This window comes from Curtobacterium sp. SGAir0471 (genome assembly GCF_005490985.1).
Taxonomy (GTDB): domain Bacteria; phylum Actinomycetota; class Actinomycetes; order Actinomycetales; family Microbacteriaceae; genus Curtobacterium.
Map to the genome: position 1 here is coordinate 2,838,498 of NZ_CP027869.1, position 21,304 is coordinate 2,859,801.

At 73.7% G+C, this 21,304-nt stretch carries 23 protein-coding genes; 14 read left to right on the top strand and 9 right to left on the bottom strand.

Annotated elements, in window-relative coordinates:
• Positions 1-3: 3 nt before the first annotated feature.
• On the bottom strand, positions 4-546 hold the full coding sequence (locus C1N91_RS13150; protein ID WP_137768083.1) for a YbaK/EbsC family protein: 543 nt from the start codon (positions 544-546) through the stop codon (positions 4-6).
• Positions 547-618: 72 nt separating this feature from the next.
• The gene (locus C1N91_RS13155) at positions 619-1,290 is read right to left on the bottom strand and encodes a DUF2461 domain-containing protein (RefSeq protein WP_137768084.1); all 672 of its coding nucleotides are present in this window, start codon (positions 1,288-1,290) and stop codon (positions 619-621) included.
• Between the two features lie 61 nt (positions 1,291-1,351).
• Here C1N91_RS13155 and C1N91_RS13160 point away from each other — a divergent pair, with 61 nt between their 5' ends.
• The 3 genes from C1N91_RS13160 (at position 1,352) to C1N91_RS13170 (ending at position 3,438) form a co-directional block, all read left to right on the top strand.
• Positions 1,352-2,002 (top strand): CatA-like O-acetyltransferase, encoded by a 651-nt coding sequence (locus tag C1N91_RS13160; protein WP_137768085.1) that lies wholly within the window; start codon positions 1,352-1,354, stop codon positions 2,000-2,002.
• A gap of 85 nt (positions 2,003-2,087) precedes the next feature.
• Positions 2,088-2,561 carry a nucleoside deaminase gene (locus tag C1N91_RS13165; protein WP_137768086.1) on the top strand — a complete coding sequence of 158 codons (474 nt, stop codon included), beginning with the start codon at positions 2,088-2,090 and terminating at the stop codon, positions 2,559-2,561.
• A 145-nt stretch (positions 2,562-2,706) separates the two neighbouring features.
• Complete coding sequence (locus C1N91_RS13170; protein WP_137768087.1) at positions 2,707-3,438, top strand: class I SAM-dependent methyltransferase; 732 nt, start codon at positions 2,707-2,709, stop codon at positions 3,436-3,438.
• 36 nt (positions 3,439-3,474) lie between these two features.
• Here the strand turns inward: C1N91_RS13170 and C1N91_RS13175 are convergent, their stop codons facing one another.
• Together C1N91_RS13175 and C1N91_RS13180 are read right to left on the bottom strand one after the other, a co-directional pair.
• A complete protein-coding gene (locus C1N91_RS13175) occupies positions 3,475-4,206 on the bottom strand; it encodes a response regulator (RefSeq protein WP_137768088.1) in 732 nt (243 codons plus the stop codon).
• Entirely contained in the window at positions 4,203-5,480 is a 1,278-nt protein-coding gene (locus tag C1N91_RS13180; RefSeq protein ID WP_254678252.1) for an ATP-binding protein, read from the bottom strand. Before C1N91_RS13180 ends, C1N91_RS13175 begins: the two co-directional genes overlap by 4 nt.
• Before the next feature lie 164 nt (positions 5,481-5,644).
• Between C1N91_RS13180 and C1N91_RS13185 the strand changes: the two genes are divergently transcribed.
• From C1N91_RS13185 to C1N91_RS13205, 5 genes are all read left to right on the top strand, one after another.
• Complete coding sequence (locus C1N91_RS13185) at positions 5,645-6,667, top strand: tripartite tricarboxylate transporter substrate binding protein (RefSeq protein ID WP_254678253.1); 1,023 nt, start codon at positions 5,645-5,647, stop codon at positions 6,665-6,667.
• On the top strand, positions 6,664-7,296 hold the full coding sequence (locus C1N91_RS13190) for a tripartite tricarboxylate transporter TctB family protein (protein ID WP_137768090.1): 633 nt from the start codon (positions 6,664-6,666) through the stop codon (positions 7,294-7,296). Before C1N91_RS13185 ends, C1N91_RS13190 begins: the two co-directional genes overlap by 4 nt.
• 1 nt (position 7,297) lies before the next feature.
• The gene (locus C1N91_RS13195; protein WP_137768091.1) at positions 7,298-8,818 is read left to right on the top strand and encodes a tripartite tricarboxylate transporter permease; all 1,521 of its coding nucleotides are present in this window, start codon (positions 7,298-7,300) and stop codon (positions 8,816-8,818) included.
• Positions 8,819-8,964: 146 nt separating this feature from the next.
• Positions 8,965-9,972 carry a LacI family DNA-binding transcriptional regulator gene (locus tag C1N91_RS13200; protein ID WP_137768092.1) on the top strand — a complete coding sequence of 336 codons (1,008 nt, stop codon included), beginning with the start codon at positions 8,965-8,967 and terminating at the stop codon, positions 9,970-9,972.
• A gap of 57 nt (positions 9,973-10,029) precedes the next feature.
• The gene (locus tag C1N91_RS13205; RefSeq protein WP_254678254.1) at positions 10,030-10,419 is read left to right on the top strand and encodes a VOC family protein; all 390 of its coding nucleotides are present in this window, start codon (positions 10,030-10,032) and stop codon (positions 10,417-10,419) included.
• A 91-nt stretch (positions 10,420-10,510) separates the two neighbouring features.
• On the opposite strand, the gene C1N91_RS13210 is transcribed toward C1N91_RS13205, so the two are convergent.
• Together C1N91_RS13210 and C1N91_RS13215 are read right to left on the bottom strand one after the other, a co-directional pair.
• Positions 10,511-11,269, bottom strand: a complete 759-nt coding sequence (locus C1N91_RS13210; RefSeq protein WP_254678255.1) for an esterase/lipase family protein — start codon at positions 11,267-11,269, stop codon at positions 10,511-10,513.
• A complete protein-coding gene (locus C1N91_RS13215) occupies positions 11,266-12,129 on the bottom strand; it encodes an alpha/beta fold hydrolase (protein WP_137768093.1) in 864 nt (287 codons plus the stop codon). The genes C1N91_RS13210 and C1N91_RS13215 overlap by 4 nt, the downstream gene beginning before the upstream one ends.
• Before the next feature lie 275 nt (positions 12,130-12,404).
• On the opposite strand from C1N91_RS13215, the gene C1N91_RS13220 reads away from it, so the two are divergent.
• The 3 genes from C1N91_RS13220 (at position 12,405) to C1N91_RS13230 (ending at position 14,685) form a co-directional block, all read left to right on the top strand.
• Positions 12,405-12,662 (top strand): hypothetical protein, encoded by a 258-nt coding sequence (locus C1N91_RS13220; protein WP_137768094.1) that lies wholly within the window; start codon positions 12,405-12,407, stop codon positions 12,660-12,662.
• 39 nt (positions 12,663-12,701) lie between these two features.
• Positions 12,702-13,250: a dihydrofolate reductase family protein gene (locus C1N91_RS13225; protein WP_137768095.1), complete on the top strand. Its 549-nt coding sequence runs from the start codon at positions 12,702-12,704 to the stop codon at positions 13,248-13,250.
• A 103-nt stretch (positions 13,251-13,353) separates the two neighbouring features.
• On the top strand, positions 13,354-14,685 hold the full coding sequence (locus C1N91_RS13230; protein ID WP_254678256.1) for an NAD(P)/FAD-dependent oxidoreductase: 1,332 nt from the start codon (positions 13,354-13,356) through the stop codon (positions 14,683-14,685).
• A gap of 36 nt (positions 14,686-14,721) precedes the next feature.
• On the opposite strand, the gene C1N91_RS13235 is transcribed toward C1N91_RS13230, so the two are convergent.
• Complete coding sequence (locus C1N91_RS13235; RefSeq protein WP_137768096.1) at positions 14,722-15,627, bottom strand: SDR family oxidoreductase; 906 nt, start codon at positions 15,625-15,627, stop codon at positions 14,722-14,724.
• A gap of 93 nt (positions 15,628-15,720) precedes the next feature.
• Between C1N91_RS13235 and C1N91_RS13240 the strand changes: the two genes are divergently transcribed.
• From C1N91_RS13240 to C1N91_RS13250, 3 genes are all read left to right on the top strand, one after another.
• Entirely contained in the window at positions 15,721-16,293 is a 573-nt protein-coding gene (locus C1N91_RS13240) for a TetR/AcrR family transcriptional regulator (RefSeq protein WP_137768097.1), read from the top strand.
• Between the two features lie 67 nt (positions 16,294-16,360).
• Positions 16,361-17,572, top strand: a complete 1,212-nt coding sequence (locus C1N91_RS13245; protein WP_137768098.1) for an acyltransferase family protein — start codon at positions 16,361-16,363, stop codon at positions 17,570-17,572.
• Between the two features lie 127 nt (positions 17,573-17,699).
• Positions 17,700-18,902 carry an FAD-dependent oxidoreductase gene (locus tag C1N91_RS13250; RefSeq protein ID WP_137768099.1) on the top strand — a complete coding sequence of 401 codons (1,203 nt, stop codon included), beginning with the start codon at positions 17,700-17,702 and terminating at the stop codon, positions 18,900-18,902.
• A 94-nt stretch (positions 18,903-18,996) separates the two neighbouring features.
• Here C1N91_RS13250 and C1N91_RS13255 read toward each other — a convergent pair whose 3' ends face one another.
• Both C1N91_RS13255 and fdhA read right to left on the bottom strand, forming a co-directional pair.
• Positions 18,997-19,881, bottom strand: coding sequence for a UbiA family prenyltransferase (locus tag C1N91_RS13255; RefSeq protein WP_137768100.1), 885 nt, complete (start codon positions 19,879-19,881; stop codon positions 18,997-18,999).
• 99 nt (positions 19,882-19,980) lie between these two features.
• The gene (gene fdhA, locus C1N91_RS13260) at positions 19,981-21,201 is read right to left on the bottom strand and encodes a formaldehyde dehydrogenase, glutathione-independent (protein ID WP_137768101.1); all 1,221 of its coding nucleotides are present in this window, start codon (positions 21,199-21,201) and stop codon (positions 19,981-19,983) included.
• Between the last annotated feature and the right edge of the window lie 103 nt (positions 21,202-21,304).

The window sequence follows — 21,304 nt, forward strand, 5'->3', positions numbered from 1 at the left end:
GGCTCAGCCGGCGTCGGTAGCGAGCCCCTCGACGACGGTGACGTTCGGCAGCGCGGCCAGGGTGCGTCCGGGCAGGAACACCTTCGCGCCGCGGAGCCCTGCGCCGACGACGACCTCGGGGGCGTCGAGCACCCGCGCGTCGACGTACACCGGCCAGTCCGCTGGGAGCCCGATCGGGGTGATCCCGCCGTACTCCATGCCCGTCAGCTCGACCGCGTCGTCCATCGGCGCGAAGCTTGCCTTGCGGACGTCGAGCAGCTTCTTGACGACCCGGTTCACGTCGAGCTTCGTCGACGCGAGCACCACGCAGGCGGCGTGGCGGACCTCGTCGCCGCGCTTCCCCGCGACGACGATGCAGTTCGCGCCGCCCTCGAGCGGGTACCCGTAGGCCTCGGAGAACGCTGCGGTGTCGGCGAGGTCCGGGTCGATCGGCGCCGCCTGGATCGTCGACAGGACGTCGCTCGGCAGTGCGACGAGCGCCTGGGCGACGGGGATCGCGAGGAACCCGGTGGCGACGAGGGCGGGGGAACGGTCGAGCATCGGCATGCCCCGAGCCTAGGGAGCACCCGACGAGCAGACGGTCAGCAGACCCGCCGAGCCGGCGAGCAGGAAGAGCGGTCAGGCGCGCTCGTGGATCGACCGGGCTCCCGGCACGGGCGGCGCCGGGTCGTCCGAGGCCTCGGGGTCGTCCGCCCGCGCCCACTTCACGGTCCAGCGGACGAGCGGCTGCCCGCGGTCCCACGCGGCCGTGATGTCGTCGAGCGAGCTCTCCAGCGGCAGGTGCACGAGCGCCGCGTAGTGCTGCATGCGGAGCAGGTCGATCCGCGGGTGGTCGGCGTCGTAGCCGCGCGGGGCGGTCTTCAGCGGCGGTCCGGCGAGCTCGTACCCGGCGTTGGTCAGCTCGTCGAGCTCCCGTCGCAGTGCTGCGGCCGCCTGCGGGTGTTCGTCGATCGTCGTGCGACCCGCCTGCAGCTGCGCGCGCGACGGTTCGTAGAGCCCACCGCCGACCTGCAGTCCGTCCGCCCCGGCGCTGAGGTACATGCCACCGGCGGTCAGCCCGGTGTCCTCGCGGTAGGGCCGCTTGTCCGGCGTGAACCGCAGGTCCCGGTGCTGGCGGAGCACCCGGCCCGGCCCGTAGCGTCGCTCGGCCTCGTGCAGGAGCGCCTCCATCGGGTCGCGGACGTACAGTTCCCAGTCGTCCCGGTGCTCCTCGAACCACGACTTCTCGTTGTGCGCGGCGAGCCCGCGGAAGAACGTCGCGAGCGCTGGTGAGAACGGCGTCGAGGGCATGCACCAGTGAACCGCCGCCCGGTGCACGCCCGTCGGCAGTCCGGGGTACGAGACTGACCGGGTGGACCGACTCCGACCGATCGACCTCGACCAGTGGCCCCGCGCCGAGCACTTCGCGCACTACCGGCGGGAGCCCTGCGCGTGGGAGATGACCGTCGACGTCGACGTCACGGCCTTCGTCGACGCAGCACGGGACGCGAGCGCGAAGACGTACCCGTCGCAGATCTGGGTGCTCGCGACGGTCGTGAACCGGCACGACGAGTTCCGCATGCAGCTCACCGAGGACGGCAACCCTGCGGTCTGGGACGTGGTGCACCCGACCTTCACGGTCTTCCACCCCGACACCGAGACCTTCTCGGTGCTCGTCGTCGAGTACGACCCCGACGCCCGGGCGTTCCACGACAGCGTGGTCGCGACGACCGAGCGGTACCGCGACGACCACCGCCTGTTCCCGCAGGGCACCGGGCGCACCGACCTGTTCGACGTCTCGACGCTCCCCCGGACGTCCTTCACCGGCTTCGCGCTGCACCTCACCGGGGTCGAGGACCACCTGGCCCCGGTGATCACGCTCGGGCGCTACCGACAGGTCGACGGGCGGACCGTCATGCCGATGGCACTCCGCATCAACCACGCGGCGGTCCACGGGTTCCACGCCTCGCGCTTCGTGACCGAGGTCGAGGAACTGTTCGCCGACCCGTCCTGGCTCGGCTGACCGCCGACACACCGCGCCGCGCCGCCGGGACCCCGTCCCCCGGACGCACACCCCACGGGCACCGGCCGGGAGCACCCTGTCCGACATGCACGACGACGAACTCACCGCCCTCGCGGTCTCCCGCGCCCTCGACAACGTCCACGACGGTGGCAAGCCCTTCGCCTGCCTGATCGTCCGCGACGGCGAGGTCGTGGTCGAGGCCGTCAACCACGTCGCCCAGACCGGCGACCCGACCGCGCACGCCGAGATCCGCGCGATCCGCGCCGCCGCCGAGCAGGACATCACCGACCTGACCGGGTACGAGGTCTTCGTCACCGCCTACCCCTGCCCGATGTGCCTCGGTGCGCTGTACTACGCCCAGCCCGACCGCGTGGTCTTCGCCGCGACGCGGGAGCAGGAGGGCGAACACTACGAGGACGGCAACCGCCTGATGACGCTCGCGACCTTCTACGACGAGTACGCCAAGCCGGTGGAGGAGCGCGCCCTGCCCACGGAGCAGGGCACGGTCGAGGACCCGACGGCCCCGTTCCGCGAGTGGACCGCCCGCCACCCGTCCTGACCCCGGTGGGACGACCACCGGACGGGAGGCTCGTGGCGGGCCCCGCCACGAGCCTCCCGTCCGGCTCCGGTCCCGGCGACCGCCGCCACCCGGACCTGAGGCGTCCCGCATCGACACCGGCGCCGCGACGGTCCAGGCTGGGACCGTGACCGACGACCGTCCCGCCCGTTCCTTCGGATCCGCCGTCGACGCCTACGAACGCGGCAGACCCGGTTACCCGGACGCCGTGGCGGCGGCCCTGGTGCCGGACCGCGCGCCCCTCGTCGTGGACGTCGGGGCGGGGACCGGGAAGTTCACCAGGACCCTGCTCGGCCGGGCCGACGAGGTCGTGGCGGTGGAACCGGACCCGGCCATGCGCTCGCGACTGGCCGATCTGCTGCCGACGGTGCGTGCGCTCGACGGCACGGGCGAGGCGATCCCGCTGCCGGACGGCTCGGCGGACGTCGTGACGTTCGCGCAGTCCTGGCACTGGGTCGACCGGGACGCCGGCGCCGCCGAGGTCGCACGGGTGCTGCGCCCGGGCGGGACCGTCGGACTCGTCTGGAACGTCCGCGACGAGACCCGGCCGTGGGCCGCACGCGTCGGCGCGATCGTGGCGCAGCCGGAGGCCCGCACCGTGCAGCAGGAGCAGCCGCTCCTCGGAGCGCCGTTCGGCGCCGGGGTCCACGACACGGTGCGGTGGACACACGAGCAGGACCGTGACGCGTTCCTCGACATGATCGCCTCGCGGAGCTTCGTCATCCTCCTGCCCGAGGACGAGCGGCGTGCGGTGCTCGACGCGGTCCGGCAGGTGCTCGACGAGGACCCCGGGACGGCCGGGCGCCCGACGATCCCCGTCGACTACGTCGCACACGTCCACCGGTACGTCCGACCCTGACGGCCCGGCGCCGGGAGGCCGGCGTCGGGCCCTGTCTCAGGGCGCCGGTGTCAGCCGGTAGAGCACCTGCGGGCGACCGCGACGGCCGTACCGGTGCGCCAGGTCGATGGCGCCCGTCGCGACGAGGTGGTCGAGGTAGCGCCGCGCGGTGGCGCGCGAGGTGCCCGTGGCCACGGCGACCTCGTCGGCCGAGCGCGCGGTCACGGGGTCGAGGGCCGCGACGACGCGACCGAGCGTGGTGGCACTCACGCCCTTCGGCAGGGCGTCCTCGGACGCGCCGGCCGAGGCGCGGGTCGGACCGACCACGCGCACCGACCCGGTGGCGAGCAGACGGTCGACGTCGCCCTGCCCCATCGGCACGTCGCGCTGCGCGTCGTCGCGCGACCGTCGCTCGGCGGCGTAGGCGCGCAGCCGGTCCTGCAGCGCCTCGCGGTCGAACGGCTTGAGCAGGTACCCGACCGGGTGCGCGGCGAGCGCCTGCCGGACGGTGACCTGGTCGCGGGAGGAGCTGACCACGAGGACGTCGGTGCGGTCGACGCCGGCGACGTGCATGCGGTGCAGGACCTCGATGCCGCTGATGTCGGGCAGCCGCATGTCGAGGAGCACGAGGTCGACCCCGCGCTCGACCGAGGCCAGCGCGGCGCCGCCGGACGCGACCGCCCCGACGACCGCGAACCCCTCGGTCGCGGCGACCCAGCGGGTGTGGAGCGCACGCGCGCCCGCGTCGTCGTCGACCACGAGCACGCGCAGCGGCGCGGACGCGGTCACGACTGCGCCGTCAGGTCGACGTCGAGCCGGGCACCGCCGAGCGCTGCCGAACGCCCCACGACCACCGATCCGCCACGTTCGGTGGCGGTGCGCCGGACGACCGCCAGGCCGATGCCCCGCCCGAGGCCGGTCTCGTCGGACTTCGACGACCACCCGCGGGTCAGCACGCGGTGGGCGTCGGCGGGGTCGATGCCGGGGCCGTCGTCCTCGACCGTGACCGTGACGCGTCCGTCCCGGAAGTCGACGCTGCAGGTGACGGTCCTGGCTCCGGCCTCGGCGGCGTTCCGGCACAGGTTCGCGACGACGAGCAGCACCGCGTCGTCGAGCACGACGTCGTCGGCGACCCGGAGCTCGAGCGCCGCACCGGCTGCGGTGAGCTCGGCGCGCACCGCCGCAACGGACGCCGTCGCCACCGCGCCCCGCCGCGGCGACCCGGCGCCACCGCCGCTCGTGAGTCCGGGTGCGACGGCGTCGATGTAGGCCATCGCGTCCTCGTCGTCCCCCTGCTCGACGAGCCCGCGCACCACGTGCAGCCGGGTGCCGAACTCGTGCGCCTGCTCGCGGAGTGCCTCCGTCGTCCACCGGATCCGTCGGCTCTCGGCGTCGACCGCGTCGGCCCGCCGCAACCGGCGGGCGATCACGAGCGACAGGAGCACGCTCGCGAGCGTCGCGGCGACGAGGGCACCGGTGCTCCACGGCAGCAGGGCCCCGAGGGCCCGTTCCCGGTCGGCCGCGATGGTCGACTCGAGCACACCGACCGCGACGACACCGACGACCTCGCCCTCCGCGTCGAGGACCGGCACCTTGGCCCGGAGCGTCGTGCCGGACGGGCCGGTCTCGGTCCCGACGAACCGGTCACCGCCGAGCACGGGGGCGATCGTGGTCTCGACCGGCTCGCCGCGTTCCGCAGGGTCCGGATGGGTGATGCGCACGCCCTCGTCGTCGGTCACCACGACGTAGGAGACGCCGGAGGCTCCCTCGACGAGCGACGCGATGGGTTGCAGCGCCGCGGTGGCCGATGCGAGGTCGTCAGCGTCGGCGAGCGCCCCGGGAGCGCCCCGGTCGACGGTCGACGACACCGCGTCCCGGACCTCGGGCAGGACGGCCAGGCTCGAGGCGACACCGGACACCTGGTCGACGACGGACGTGCGGATGCTGCGCTCCTGCACGGCGACGGCGATCCCGGTCGTGACGCCCGTCGCCGTGAGCACGATGACGCTCGGGAGCGCGAGGACCGCGATCCGCCGCAGTCGCCCGAGCCGTGCCCTGGTCACCGTGCGTCCCCCTTCGGCCGCGACGCCGTGAGCGTCAATGAGCACATCTCCGCCACGGGCTGCTCGTCCGGACGGCGGCTGCCATCGTACTGCTCGACCTGCGGCACGACGACGTGCGCAGGAGGGAGCCAACGATGACAGAGCAGTCAGCGCCAGGGCAGGCAGTGCCAGAGCAGTCCGTGCCGGTGCAGTCGACGACGGAGCCGCGTGCCCGTCGCCCCGTCGCGCGCGTGGTCGGAGCGGCCGTCGCCGCGGTGTCCATCGCGGTCGCCGCCTTCGGGTCCGTCACCTCGGCGGCAGCCGGCGGCGACCCCACCCGGTCCGTCACCCTGGTCGCCCCCGCAGCGGCCGGTGGCGGCTGGGACGGCGTCGCGAGGTCGATGCAGCAGGCGCAGCGCGCGAACGGCATCGTGAACTCCGTCCAGGTCGTCAACATGCCCGGCGCCGGCGGCACGATCGCGCTCGGCAACGTCGCCCGGCTCGCGGGACAGACGGACACGCTGCTCGTCGGCGGGACGGGACTGCTCGCCGCGGAGATCCAGTTCGGTTCCGCCGTCACCCACGACGACATCACGCCGCTCGCGGTCACCGTCGAGGAGTACGACGTCATCGTCGTGCCCGCAGACTCGCCCTACGAGACGCTCGACGACCTGGTCGCGGCGTGGCGGGATCGTCCCGGCTCGGTGCCGTGGACGGGCGGCGGCTCGTTCGACCAACTCGTCGTCACGGACCTCGCCGTCTCGGCCGGCATCGACCCGACGGAAACGAACTACATCCCCTCGGACGGCGGCGGCGAGGCGATCCAGGCGCTGCTCAACGGCACGGCCGCCGCGGCGTCGGGCGGGTACCCGGACAACATCGACCAGATCGAGTCCGGCCGGCTGCGGGCCCTCGCGCTCGTCGCAGCCGAACCGGTCGAGGGCATCGACATCCCCACGGCGGTCGAGCAGGGACACGACGTCACGCTGACGAACTGGCGGATGATCGCCGCGCCGGGCGGGCTCGACGACGAGCAGCGGACGCAGCTCACGGACATCGTGCTCGACACGGTCGACACCCCGGAGTGGGCGGACGCTGTGGAGCGGTACCACTGGACCGAGCGGATCATCACCGGCGAGGACCTCGACGCGTTCATCGACGAGGAACGCGAGCGGATCCAGGGACTGTACGAGGAGCTGGGCCGATGAGCCGTCCGAGCAACCCCACGTCGTCGTCCGCGGTCGTCGGGCAGCGGCTCACGCTGCGGGCCGAACCCGGTCGCGTCGCAGCGGTCGCGAAGGAGCTGACCACCCCGGCGCTCTTCACCGCCTTCGCGGTCTACCTCGTCGTCGGCATCGTGACGATGGAGGTCCCGGCCGGTACCGCGTTCCCCGGGCCCGCGGTCTTCCCCGGCCTCGTCGCCGCGGCACTCCTGCTGCTGGCCGCCCTGCTGGTCGTGCGGTCCGTCCGAGCGGCGCGCGGGCGGCGGGTCGCGGCGGTCGACGCACTGCCGGAGCCCGGCGTCGACACCGTGGAGGCCGTCCACACCGTCGACGGCAGCGGTACCGGCACCGAGACCCCGCGCGCGGTCCGCGTCGACTGGCGATCCCTGGCCTGGGTCGTCCTCTCCTTCGCCGGCTTCGCGCTGCTGCTCGGCGTGCTCGGGTGGATCGTCGGCGCCGGGCTGCTCTTCCTCGGCGTCGCGAAGGGGCTCGGCGCCCCGGGCTGGCTGCGGCCGCTCGTCATCGGGCTGACCGTGAGCGCGATCAGCTACATCGCCTTCGACATGCTGCTCGACCTGTCGCTGCCCTCGGGCATCGTCGGATGGGAGTTCTGACGTGGACGTCCTCGGTCTCCTCGGTGACGGCTTCGCCGGCGCCCTGACCCCCGCCAACCTGCTCTGGGTCGTCGTCGGGTGCCTGCTCGGCACCGCGGTCGGCGTCCTCCCCGGCCTCGGGTCGTCGATGGCGGTGGCACTGCTGCTGCCCGTGACGTTCTCGCTCGACCCGACGGCGGCGTTCATCATGTTCGCCGGCGTCTACTTCGGCGGGCTCTTCGGCGACTCGACGATGGGCATCCTGATGAACACGCCGGGGCAGGCCTCGGCGATCGCCTCGACGTTCGAGGGCCACAGGATGGCGTTGAACGGACGAGCGGCCCAGGCCCTCGCGACCGCCGCGATCGGGGCGTTCGTCGGCGGGATGATCGCATCGGTCCTGGTCGTCTTCCTCGCGCCGGCCCTCGCGACGTTCTCGTCGAGCTTCGGGCCGGCGGAGTTCTTCGCCCTCGCGCTCTTCGCGTTCGTCACGACGTCGTCGGTGGTCACCGACGATGCCCTGAAGGGCCTCGGATCGCTCTGCCTCGGGCTCGGCATCGCGGTGATCGGGGTCGACGGCATCTCCGGTGCACCGCGCTTCACCATGGGCGTCCCGGAGCTGTTCGACGGCATCTCGCTCGTCACGGTGACGGTCGCGGTCCTCGCACTCGGCGAGGTCATCTACGTCGCCTGCCTCGCCCGGCACCTGAAGGACGGCCGGATGGTGCGGGCAACCGGACGCCCGTGGCTGTCGAAGCGGGAACTCCGCGAGGCCGCACCCGCCTGGCTGCGCGGCACCGCGATCGGCCTGCCGTTCGGCGTCGTGCCCGCCGGCGGGTCCGAGATCCCGACCTTCCTGGCCTTCGGGATCGAGAAGCGACTCGACGCCCGGCGCAAGGACCCGCAGTTCGGCACGGGTGCGATCCGCGGCCTGGCGGCCCCTGAGTCCGCCGGGAACGCGACCACCGGCATGGCGATGGGCGCGCTGCTGTCCCTCGGCCTGCCGGTGTCGGCGACCGCCGCGATCATGCTCGCCGCGTTCCGCCAGTACGGACTGCAGCCGGGCCCCCTGCTGTTCGACCGGTCCCCCGACCTGGTCTGGGCGCTGCTCGCGTCGTTCTTCATCGCGATGGTCGTGCTGCTCGTCATCAACCTGCCGTTCGCGATGCTCTGGGCGAAGCTGCTGCGCATCCCGCGGGCGTACCTGTACGCGGGCATCGCGGTCTTCTGCGGACTCGGCATCTACGCCACGAGCGGTTCGGTGTTCGACCTGCTCATGCTGCTCGGCATCGGGCTCGTCGGGTTCCTCATGCGGGCGCTCGACGTGCCGCTCGCACCGCTCATCATCGGCATGGTGCTCGGTCCGCTGGCCGAGACGAGCCTGCGCGACGCGGCACTGAGCGCCGACGGCGACTTCTCGGTCCTGGTGGCCGGGCCGATCCCGATCGTGCTGTACGCCGTGCTGGCGGTCGTGGTCGCGGCCACCGTCACGGGTCGGGTCAGGGCACGGCGCGCGGCGCGGCGCGAGCTGGTCGACGCGTAGTCGGGTCGGACCGGACACCGCGACGGACGGGAGGCGCGTGGCGGTGCCGCACCGCGCCTCCCGTCCGGTGACGGGTCGGGTCGGGAGGCCCGTGGCGGTGCCGCACCGCGCCTCCCGTCCGCGACGCGGCGCGCTACGCTCGACCGGTGCGCGCGACCGTGCGGGACGTGGCGGCCCTCGCCGGGGTCTCCCCGAAGACCGTCTCCAACGTGGTGAACGGCGGCGTGCCCGTCCGCCCGGCGACCCGTGAGCGCGTCGAGCGCGCGGTGGCGGAGCTCGGCTACGTGCCCAACCTCTCCGCCCGCGGACTGCGGAACGGGCGCTCCGGCGCGATCGCGCTGACGCTGCCGGAACTCGGCAACGCGTACTCCGCGGAGCTCGCGCAGTGGTTCGTGGAGCTCGCGCGCGAGCGGGGCTGGACGGTGCAGCTCGACCAGACGGGCAACGACGCCGAGCGTGAGCGTGAACTCGTCTCGCGTGCCCGCGCGCACCTCGTGGACGGCCTGGTGCTCAACCCGGTGTCACTCAGCGCGAGCGTCCTGGCCGAGGCCGAGGGGCTCCCCCCGACCGTCGTCATCGGCGAGGTGGAGCCCGAGCGGGTCGACCAGGTGCACGTCGACAGCCGCCGCGCCGCCCGGGAGGTCACGACCCACCTGCTCGACCGCGGGCACCGCCGGATCGCCGTCGTCGGGGCGGCCAGGGCCTCCGACGCCACGGCGACGAGCGAGCTTCGCGACCGAGGCCACGCGGACGCACTCGGCACGGTCGGCCTCGAGGTCGACCCGTCCCTGCGCGTGCCGCTGCCGGCGTGGACGACGAGCGCGGCCGCGACGGGCTTCGCGGACTGGCTCGACACGCATCCCCTGCCGCACGCGGTCTTCGCGTACACGGACTCGATCGCGTTCGGCGTGCTGCACGTGCTGGCGGCCCGGGGTGTCCGCGTGCCGGAGCAGGTGAGCGTCGTCGGGTTCGACGACGTCGACGCGGCCGCCTTCGCGATACCGGCGCTCACCACGGTGTCGTTCGACCGGCGGGCCTTCGCGACGGCGGCGCTCGACCTGCTCACCCGGCGCATCGCCGACCCGTCCGCTCCGCCGGAGACCGTCGTCGTGCCGCACCGCATCGTCGAGCGCGCGAGCGTCGCCGACCGCTGACCCCCGACCCCCGACCGCTGACCGGCCACCCGGGCCGCGCCGCGTACGGTGCGCCGCATGAGCGCCGACGACCCCGCGATGCCCGTGCTGACCGCGACCGTCCTGCAGTCCCCCGACCCGGTGCGCCTCGCGCGGTTCTGGGGCGCCCTGACCGGGTGGACGGTGCACGAGGACGGTCCGACCTGGCTGCGGGTCCGCCCCGCTGACGGCGGCGTCGGGCTCTCGGTGCAGTACGACGACGCCTACCAGGCACCGACCTGGCCGCCGGCCCCGGGCACGCAGGGCATGCAGCTGCACCTCGACCTGCAGGTGGAGGACCTCGGCGCAGCGACCGCCCGCGCGCTGGAACTCGGCGCGACCGAGGCTGCATTCCAGCCGCAGGACGACGTGCGGGTGCTCCTCGACCCGGACGGGCACCCGTTCTGCCTATTCCTGCCGGGCGCCTGAGCGGCCCGGCGCCCGGCACGCGCGCGCCGGCACCGGCGCGAGACTCGGCCAGGCGGACGAGACTCGTGACTGGAAGCCGTGGAAGTGTCCGTCAGCGCGAGTCTCGGGGCGCCGACGACCCGGCGGCGCCCGCCGCATCGAGCACGACCTCGCGGGTCTGCTGCGCACCGAGGATCCGGAAGTGCCCGCCGACGGGCACCCGCACGTTCGTGGCCCCGGCGAGCTCGCTGCCTCCCGGGATCAGCGTGTCGAACACCCCGTACACGGACGTGATCCGGGCGTTCACCGCGAGGTCTCGCCCGAGCGCGGCGAGCACCGGGTCCGCCGCCCGGAAGGCCCGCAGGTGCGGCACGGGCGCCAGCCGCGCATACACCGACCCGCCGAACGGGGTCGACACCGCGACCATCCGGTCGATGCGCTCCCCCTCCGGCAGCGTCATCGCGTACTTGCCGATGAGACCGCCCTTGCTGTGCGCGACGACCAGCACGTCGCGGAGGTCCTGCTCCTCGAGGTACGCCAGGACCTCTCGGGCCGACTCCGGCACGGGTCGCAGGTTGTGGCGCAGGACGGGCAGCACGTGCACCGGGTGGCCGGCGTCGTGCAGGGCGTCCATGAGCGGCCGCATGAAGTGCCAGGTCTCGTACACGCCGGGCACCACGACGACCGGCTGACCCGTCCCGGTCCGGTAGTCCTCGGCGGTCGTCGGTCCGGTGCTCCGGAGCTGCCACCTGGCCGCGTACCACCAGTCGAGCACGGCCCACCACGCGCGACGCAGCAGCGGCACACGGCCTGGAGGCACGGCCGCCGTCCCCGACGCCGCACCCGTCCCCGGGGTGGTCCGGTCCGTCACCGCGCCGGCCCCGTCGCCGGGCCGTCGGCGGTCGGACCCTCGGTCGTCGGGCCGCCGAGCACCGGGCCGTCGGTGGTCGGGGACTCGCCGACCGCGTCCTCCGTCGTCTGCACGCGCCGGAACTCGTCGACCAGGGCGGCGAACGACCCGGGCTGCTGCTCCTGCACGTGGTGCCCGCCCGGCAGCTCGACCAGGGCCCCGCGACGGGCGGCGGACGCCAGCGCCGCAGCCCAGTCCCGACGGCCGATCGGGTCGCGGTCACCACGGACGACCAGGACCGGCTGCTCGAGGGTCGGCACGACGTCCTCGAGCCGGTACCGCAGCATCGGTCCGAGCTGCCGCACGTACTGCCGGAGGCTCCGCAGGTAGTCGGTGAGGACGACGGCGTTCATCCGGGGGTCCTCGACCAGCGCGTCACGCCCGAGGTCGAGCGCCTGCTGCAGCAGCGTCCGCCGAGCGGGGTCGACGACCGGCCCGACCAGGACGACGGCGGCGACGAGGCCGGGGTGCCGCCGGGCGGCCTCGGCGACGACCTGCGTGCCCATCGACTGGCCCACGAGCACCAGGTCCCCGGCACCCCGTGCGCGGACCGCGGACACGACCAGGTCGGCGAGCTCCTCGGGTGCGAGTGGGCGTCCGGCCGCGGGCAGTCCACCGAACCCCGGCAGGTCGACGGCCACGGTCCGGTACGTCCGGGCGAGGGACCGCTGCGCCCGGACGAAGGAGCGGTGCGACATCCCGATGCCGTGCACGAGCACCACGGTCGGGGCGAGGTCGTCGTGCAGCCGTCCCGCGGGAGCGAGGGTGCGGAGCCGCACGGGCAGCCCACCGACCTCGGAGGACTCCACCCGTGCGCGCACGGTGCGAACCTACCCGGCGGTTCCCACCGCGGTGCCAGGCCGGTCATCGAGAACTCTTGTCGGGGTGCGCTGCAGTGGGGGGCCATGGACGACAACGCCACCGACGCCCCGCCCCGCTCCGCCGCCGGACACCGTGCACGGACCTCGGCGCCCGGCTGGGGTGCGGCTCCGGCCGTCGCCCCCGCCCCGGCGCCCGGTCCTGCCCCGGCGCCCGATCCTGCCCCGGCCGCGGACACGGCGTGGACCACCGCCCCGCCGACCCGTACGGACCGTCCGTGTCCAGCGCGCACACCCCCTGGTACGGCCCCGCACCGAGCGGTCGCGTCCGGGGTCCCCGCCCGTCGTGGGTCCTGCCCGTGGTCGCCGTCGCGATCGGTGCCGGCGCGCTCCTCGTCGGCGGCGGTGTCGGGTTCGCGGTCGGCCACGCCGTCGGCACCCACCAGGCTCCGGCCGTACCGGGCGGCACGCAGCAACTCCCGGGCGGCGGCGGCGCCGAGGTCTTCCCCGACGGGAGCCAGGGCACGGGGAGCTGACCCTCGACGGCAGCGCCCGACGGCCCTAGGCTCCGCAGCATGCGCAAGGTGACCTCGGGGCTGTTCGCATCGATCGACGGTGTGGTGCAGGACCCGTACAAGTACCAGTACGACTCGTTCGACGCCGAGCTCGGCAGCGCCATGACGGCGTGGATGGAGCGCACCGAGACGGTCCTGCTCGGCAGGCAGAGCTACCTGGAGTGGTCCGAGTGGTGGCCCCAGCACGAGGACGACCCGTTCGGTCGGTGGATCAACCCGATCGAGAAGCACGTCGCGTCGACCACCCTCGGTGACGACCTGACGTGGCAGAACGCCCACCGGATCCAGGGCGACGTCGACGACTTCGTGCGCGACCTCAAGTCCGGCGACGGCGGCGACATCGCGGTCACCGGCAGCGTCACGCTCGTGCGTCACCTGCTGTTCGCCGGCCTCCTCGACGAGCTGCAGCTCATGGTGCACCCGGCGATCGCGGGTGCCGGGCGCCGGCTCTTCGAGCCGACGGACCCGCCCACCCGGCTGCGGCTGGTGCAGAGCGTGGTGACCAGCAAGGGGAACGTGCTGAGCACCTACGCGCCGTTCGCCGACTGACGGCGGCGGGGCGTGCCTCCCGGCCGGGTCCTGCGGGACCGCTCCATCGGCAGCCGGACGGGCAGGTGGACGGACAGGTGCCGAGACCGGCGTACCCTTCTGGGTGGCCGTCGACCGCACCACCCTGGAGAACACCATGTCCGAGGACACCCGCCCGCACGTCGTCATCGTCGGGGGTGGCTTCGCGGGGATCGCGGCCATGCGGGAACTCGCCGACGCCGACGTCCGCGTGACGCTCGTCGACCGCCACGTCTACAACATGTTCCAGCCGCTCATGTACCAGGTCGCCACCGGCGGTCTGAACGCGGGCGACGTCACCTACTTCCTGCGGAGCCTGCGGGCGAAGCAGTCGAACGCCGACTTCCGGCACGGGCTCCTCACCGGCATCGACACCGAGCACCGGATCGCCGAGATGTCCGACGGCGAGCACCTGCACTACGACTGGCTGATCCTGGCGAACGGTGTCAACACGAGCTACTTCGGAACGCCCGGTGCGTACGAGTACGCGTACTCGATGTACTCCCGCTCGCAGGCCCTCCGCATCCGCGACGAGCTGTTCACTCGCCTCGAGCAGGCCGCGGCGCAGCAGGGCCCGGACGAGATCCGCGTCGTGATCGTCGGCGGCGGCGCGACCGGCGTGGAGATGGCCGGCGCCCTCGCCGAGCTCCGCGACCAGGCCCTCGTCGGGGCGTACCCGGAGATCGAGCGCGGCAACATCTCGATCACGCTCGTGCACCGCAGCGGCGAGCTCCTCAAGCCGTTCGCCCCGCGTCTGCGCCGGTACGCGGCAAAGGTGCTCCGGAAGCGCGGCGTGGTGCTCCGGCTGAACACCGGCGTCGCCGAGGTCAAGGAGGACGGTGTCGTCACCGCCTCGGGCGAGTTCATCCCCGCGTCCCAGGTCATCTGGGCCACCGGGGTCGCGGCGCACAAGGAGGTCTCGGGCTGGGGCATGCCGCAGACCCACGGCGGCCGCATCCAGGTGAACGACGACCTGAGCGTGAAGGGCGTCGAGCGGATCTTCTCGGCCGGCGACATCGCGGCGCAGGACGACGCCCTCGCGCAGCTCGCCCAGCCCGCGCTGCAGGGCGGCAAACACGTCGCCCGCCAGGTGAAGCGCCTGCTCGACGGGAAGCCGACCGAGCACTTCAAGTACTTCGACAAGGGCACGATGGCGACCATCGGGACGAACGCCGCGGTGGCGCAGCTGCGCGGCGGCATCACGATGGTCGGCCCCGTGGCGTGGCTGGCGTGGGTCGCGGTGCACATCGCCTCGCTGCTCGGCAACGGCAACCGGCTGTCGACGCTGTCGCACTTCTTCGTCCGCTACCTGTGGTTCATGAGGAAGCGCTCGATCCCGATCGTCGGGGACGTCCGGCCCGTGCGCCCGAACGGCGACCGCGAGCCGGAGCCCTGGCAGATGCAGAAGGCCGAGTAGCGCCGACACTGCTGCGGGCTCCGAGCCCGCAGCGGCTCAGCGCGCGGCGACGTGCGCGTACGCCCCCGCGGCGATGTCCTCGAGCAGGGTCGGGCCGGTCGGCTCCCACCCGAGCAGCTCCTGCGTCGCGGCCGACGACGCCGACATCTCCGCGCCGAAGAACCCGCCGATGAACCCGAAGTGCGCGGCGGCGTCCGCGGGGTCGACGCTCGTGACCGGCAGCCCGAGCGCGTCCCCGATCGCCGCCGCGACGTCCCGCGTGGGGATCCCCTGCTCGGCGACGGCGTGCAACCGGGAACCGGCCGGCGCCTGCTCGAGCCCGAGCCGCACCATCCGGGCGGCGTCCGTGACGTGCACGGCCGCCCATCGGTTGCTGCCGTCGCCGACGTAGCCGGACACCCCGCGCTCGAGTGCGACCCCCACCAGGTACGCGACGAAGCCGTGGTCCCCGACGCCGTGGGTGGTCGGGCTGAACCGCGCGGCGATCGAGCGGACCCCCTGGTCGACGAAGTCGAACGCCCGGTTCTCGCTGCCGCCGCGCGGGCTGTCCACGCCCGTGAACGGCGAGGGATCGTGCTCCTCCGCCGGACGACCCGGTGCCAGGGCGGCGACCCCGGAGGCCACGACGAACGGCCGGTCGGTGCCCACGAGCGCGGTCGCGAGGGCCTCGACGGCGGCACGCTCGGTGGCGTTCGTCGCCGCCTGGTCGGACCAGTCGTGCTTGTTCGCGAGGTGCAGGACGCCCTCGGCGTCCGCCGCACCCCGGGCGAGCACCGCGAGGTCGTCGAGGTCGCCGCGCACGACGGTGACGCCCTTGGCCGCGAGCGCCGTCGCCGATGCGTCGGAGCGGGCGAGACCGGTGACGTCGTGTCCGGCGGCGAGCAGGTCGTCGACGGTGTGGGAGCCGATCCAGCCGGATGCCCCGGTGACGAAGACGTGCATGTGCGTTCCTTCCGCAGGGCCCACGACCCGATGTCATGGACTGACATCACCGTAGCACTCGATGTCAGCGACTGTCATCAGTAGGATCGTCCCATGGCGCGATGGCGATCCGGCACCCGGGAACGACTGCAGGCGACCGCGCTGCAGCTCTTCGCCGAGCACGGGTACGACGAGACGACCGTCGCCGAGATCGCCGCGGCGGCCGAGGTCACCGAGCGCACCTTCTTCCGCCACTTCGCGGACAAGCGCGAGGTCCTGTTCGCCGGACAGGACGACTTCTCCGGCATGTTCACCGGCCCGATCGTCGACGCCCCGGAGGGCACGCCGGCGTTCTCGCTCGTCCGCCGGTCGCTCGACTCCGCGGCAGCGTTCTTCCCGAACGACCGGCGCGACTGGTCACGAGGACGGCAGCGGGTCATCGACGCCGTCCCGGCCCTGGGCGAGCGGGAGCTCGGCAAGCTCGCGACCCTGAAGGTCCACCTGGGTGACGCACTGCGGGCGCACGGGGTCGACGAGCCGGCGGCCACGATCGCCGCGGAGACGGCGGTCACGGTGTTCCACCTGTCCTTCACGCAGTGGATCGCGAACGGCGAGGACCGCGACTTCGCCGCGATCGTGCACGAGCGCCTCGACGCCCTGACGCGGGTCGTGCACCCCGGTTCTTGAGCGTCCTCTTACCCGCGCAGGGCAAGCTCGTCGTCAACCGTTCGACCGATCCTCGCAGGGAGGAACCGTGGCGACGCAGACCCTCGCGCCCGAGCACACCCGGACGACCGACCGCAGCACCTCGGTCGGCCGTCGGTCCGGCGCTGCCCCGACGGCGCCGCCGCCCCCGCTGACCCGCCGGGCCCCGGCCCTCGACGGGCTGCGCACGATCGCGATCGCCATGGTGATCCTGTACCACCTGCACGTGCCGCAGTTCGAGGGCGGCTTCGTCGGTGTGACCGTGTTCTTCGCCCTGTCCGGGTTCCTCATCACGACGCTGCTGCTCGGCGAGCACCGGAAGACCGGGCGCATCCGGCTCGGGAACTTCTGGCTGAAGCGCCTGCTCCGGCTCTACCCGGCACTCGTCGCACTCGTCGTGGTCGGCCTGCTCCTGTGGAACTGGGTTGGCGACTACAAGGGCGCCTCCTTCGGCCCCGGCGAAGCCGCGTTCATCGCGCTGACCTACACGGGCAACCTGTTCCGCTCCTTCTGGGACACCACGCAGGGCGTCTTCGCGCACACGTGGTCCCTGTCGATGGAGGAGCAGTTCTACCTGGTCTGGCCGCCCGTCCTGGTGCTGCTCTTCCTGGTCCGTGCCCGCCGCCGGTGGCTCATCGCCGGACTCGGGACGGTCGTCGTCGCATGCTCGGTCGTCGCCGGCCTCGTCTACGCGAAGCCGAACAGCGGCGCGACCCCCGACGTCTACTTCTCCCCCGTCCTCGGGGTCGTCCCGTTGGCGACGGGCTGCCTGCTCGCCCTGCTGCTCGACGACGAGCGCGTCCGCACCTGGGCCGCCGGTGTCGCCGGGCACGTCGCGACCTGGGCCGGCATCGTCCTGCTCGCCGGCATCATGCTCTGGATCGGCGACGACTGGGCCCAGCACGCGTGGACGTTCAGCGTGGTGCTGCCGCTCACGGGCGTCGTCTCCGCGGTGCTCATCGGCGGGCTCGTGTCCGTGCGGTCGCCGCTGTCGGTCGCGCTCGCCTGGTCGCCCGTGTCGTGGTTCGGTCGTCGCGTGTCGTACGCCGCGTACCTCTGGCACCCGCTCGTCATCGCGCTCCTCGACCCCTTCGCCGTCGGGCCGTGGGGCAAGGTGCTCATGATCGCCGTCGCCGTCATCGTGGCGATCGGCGCCGCCTACGCCGTCGAGGTCCCCGTCGAGAAGGCGCAGAAGCGCTTCCGCGAGGCACGTCGGGTCGCCGCGGAGGACCGCGCCGAGCGCGCTCGCGTCACCACCTGACGACCGCTGCCGTCGTCCCCTGACGCGACCCACCGTCGGACGGGAGGCGCACGGCGCGGCCGCCACGGGCCTCCCGTCCGACGTCGGCTGGGTGGAGGCGTCGGGACCGGTCCGTAGGCTCGCCTGCGTGACCACGGAACGCGTCGACGTGCTCGTCGTCGGCGGCGGACCCGTCGGCCTGTTCGCCGCCGCGCTCCTCGAGCGGGCGGGCGTCACGGTCGCGGTCTGGGAACGTCGCGACAGCGACCCGACCGGCTCGCGGGCGATCGGGATCCACCCGCCGTCGCTCAACGCCTTCGCCGCGATCGGCCTGGACACCGCGGTCCTCGCCGAGGCGACGCTCGTCCGCACGGGCGTGGCCAGGAGCCGCGGTCGGGTGCTGGGCACGCTGTCGTTCGCGCGGGCGTCGCCGACGCACCCCTACGTCGCCACCCTCGACCAGCACCGGACCGAGACCCTGCTGCGCGGCCGGCTCGCGCCCGGGGTCCTGCGGACGGGCACGACGGTGACCGGCCTCTCCCGCCGCGACGAGCACGTCGTGGCGCACGGCGTCGAGACCGACGGTCGCCCGGTGGTCGTCGAGGCGGCCTTCGTCGTCGGGGCGGACGGGGCGCGGAGCGCGGTGCGCGACCTGCTCGGCATCGCGACCTCGGGGCGGGACTACCGCGACCGGTACCTGATGGGTGACTTCGCTGACCCGGAGCCCTCATCGGCCCGGTCGTCGGCCTTGGTCGACGTCGGCCCGGACGGCGTCGTCGAGTCGTTCCCGCTCCCCGGTGGTCGACGGCGGTACGTCGCACTGGTGCCGGAGGACGTCGCGCCCGCGGCCGCCGGCAGCGCCCCGGATCCGGGGACCGCCGCGCGGCTGGCCGCGATCGTGGCGGGGCGGACGGGTGCGACCCCCGACCCAGCGACCTGCACGATGACGAGCGGGTTCCGGGTCCGCCGCCGTGCGGCCGCGCGGGTCGGCGTCGGCCGCGTGGTGCTCGTCGGCGACGCCGCCCACGAGATCAGCCCCATCGGTGGTCAGGGCATGAACCTCGGGTGGCTCGACGCCGCTGCGCTCGCACCGCTGCTCGCCGAGGCGGTCCGGTCGGGGACGTCGGGTCGGTGGCAGGAGTCGGCGATCGCCTACGCCGTCGGTCGGCAGGCTGCGGCGCGACGGGCCGCGCGACAGGCGGAGCTGAACATGGCCCTCGGGCGGCCGACCGTGTCGCTCGGGTCGCTGGGGTCGGTCGGGTCGGTCGGGCGCGAGGTGCTGCTCCGGACGGTGCTGGCGCTGCCCACGGCGCACGGTCTGGCGGGTGTCTACGCGATGCGGTGGGCCTGAGCGGACCCGACGCTCGTGCGGCGACTGGTGGCGGAGCCGCGGCCGGTGCCGGAGCCGGAGCTCGTGCTCGTGCTCGTGCTCGTGCTCGTGCTCGTCAGGCGACGAGGCGCGCGCCGGCGAGGCCGAGTTCGACGACGAGCACGAGCGACGAGGCGATGACGAGGCGGAACAGCGCCCGCGTCGGACGGCCGGCGAGGACGAGTCGGATGCCGATCCCCGCGAGCACCACCACCACGGCGGCACCGACGACCGCGAGCGCGATGCCGGTGCCTCCGGTGCCTCCGCCGTCGCCGTTGCCACCGCCGGCGAGCTGTCCGCCGAGCACCAGCGCCGCCGCGACGACGAGCGATCCGAACGCCAACGTCCCCGCACCCCGGAGCCCCAGGCGGTGCGGGAAGCCGCGGACCCCGGTGGCCGCGTCGTCGAGCAGGTCGGGCAGCACGTTGGCGCAGTGGATCGCGACGCCGAAGACGGCGCCGGTCGCGATCGCCCACCACGCCGGCCACGCACCGGCACCGCCGGCGGCGACCGACACGACGGGGAGCAGGCCGAACGCCACGACGAACGGCACGACGGACCAGACCGTGCGCTTCAGACCGGCGTCGTAGGCCCAGCCAGCCGTGACGAGGACGACGTGCGCGACCGCGGCGACGGGCCCGAGGGCGATCGACAGCAGCACGGCGACCACGGCCGTCGCGAACGCCGCGGTCCGGACCGTGCCGACGGCGATGAGTCCGCGTGCGACGGGCTTGTCGCTGCGGCCGACGGCGCGGTCGCGGTCGGCGTCGATCCAGTCGTTGGCCAGGCCGATCGACAGCTGCCCGGCCACGACGGCGAGCGCCACGAGCACGACGAGCCACCAGGGGTGCCCGACGGCGGCGGCGATCACCGCGGCGAGGATCGTCACCGTGACGGTCGGACCGGGGTGCGAGGACGCGAACAGCAGGCGGACGGTCGAGGGCCTGCGGGTGTCGCTCACACCGGCGAGCGTACGGATCGACGGCTGCACGGGTGCGAGGACGGCCGGGGCCCGCGGCGCCTCGGAGGCCGAGGCACCGCGGGCCGTGGCTCGCTGTGGTCAGGCCGCGGGGATGAGGCCGTTGGGGTTCAGGACGTACTTCGTCGCAGCGCCCTTGTCGAACTCCTCGTAGCCGCGCGGGGCCTCGTCGAGCCCGATCGGCTTCGCATTGACGTTCTTCGCGATGCTCGTGCGGTCGTGCAGGATCGCCATCATCAGCTGCCGGTTGTACTTCATCACCGGGCACTGGCCCGTGGTGAACGACAGCGACTTCGCCCAGCCGGTGCCGAGGCTGAGCGACAGGGCACCCTTCTTCGCGGCCTCGTCGACACCGCCCGGGTCACCCGTGACGTAGAGCCCGGGGATGCCCAGGGCTCCACCCGCGGCGGTGACGTCCATCAGCGAGTTGAGCACGGTCGCGGGCGCCTCGTGCCCGGACCCGGAGCCGTGGCCCTTCGCTTCGAAGCCCACGGCGTCGATGCCGCAGTCGACGAGGGGTTCGCCGAGGATCTGGTCGATCTGGTCGGCCGGGTCGCCCTTCGTCAGGTCGACGGTCTCGCACCCGAAGCTGCGCGCCTGCGCCAGACGGTCGGCGTTCATGTCGCCGACGATCACCACGCTCGCGCCGAGCAGGAACGCGCCGGTGGCGGCGGCGAGACCCACGGGCCCGGCGCCGGCGACGTACACGGTCGACCCGACCTCGACCCCGGCGGTCACGGCGCCGTGGAAGCCGGTGGGGAAGATGTCGGAGAGCATCGCGAGGTCGAGGATCTTCTCGAGGGCCTGGTCGCGGTCCGGGAACTTCAGCAGGTTCCAGTCGGCGTACGGGACGAGCACGTACTCGGCCTGCCCGCCGACCCAGCCGCCCATGTCGACGTAGCCGTACGCGCTGCCCGGGCGGTCCGGGTTCACGTTGAGGCAGATGCCGGTCTTCCGCTCCTTGCAGTTCCGGCAGCGCCCGCAGGCGATGTTGAACGGCACCGAGACGATGTCCCCCACCTTGATGAACTCGACGTCCGGGCCGACCTCGACGACCTCGCCGGTGATCTCGTGCCCGAGCACCAGGTCGGTGGGAGCCGTGGTGCGACCGCGGACCATGTGCTGGTCGCTGCCGCAGATGTTCGTCGCCACGGTGCGCAGGATCGCGCCGTGGTTCACCTTGCGCCCGACGTTCGCCGGGTTCACGCCGGGTCCGTCCTTGAGCTCGAACGTCGGGTAGTCGGTCTCGATGACCTCGACCTTCCCCGGTCCCTGGTACGCGACTGCGTGGTTGCTCGCCATGTGATCCTCCTCGATCGTCGGCGGCTGGACGCCCGCGGTCGCGGGCGCCAGGTGTGGGTGGCGGGTCGGCCGGTCGGCGGGCGGGATGGTGCCCGCCGAGCGG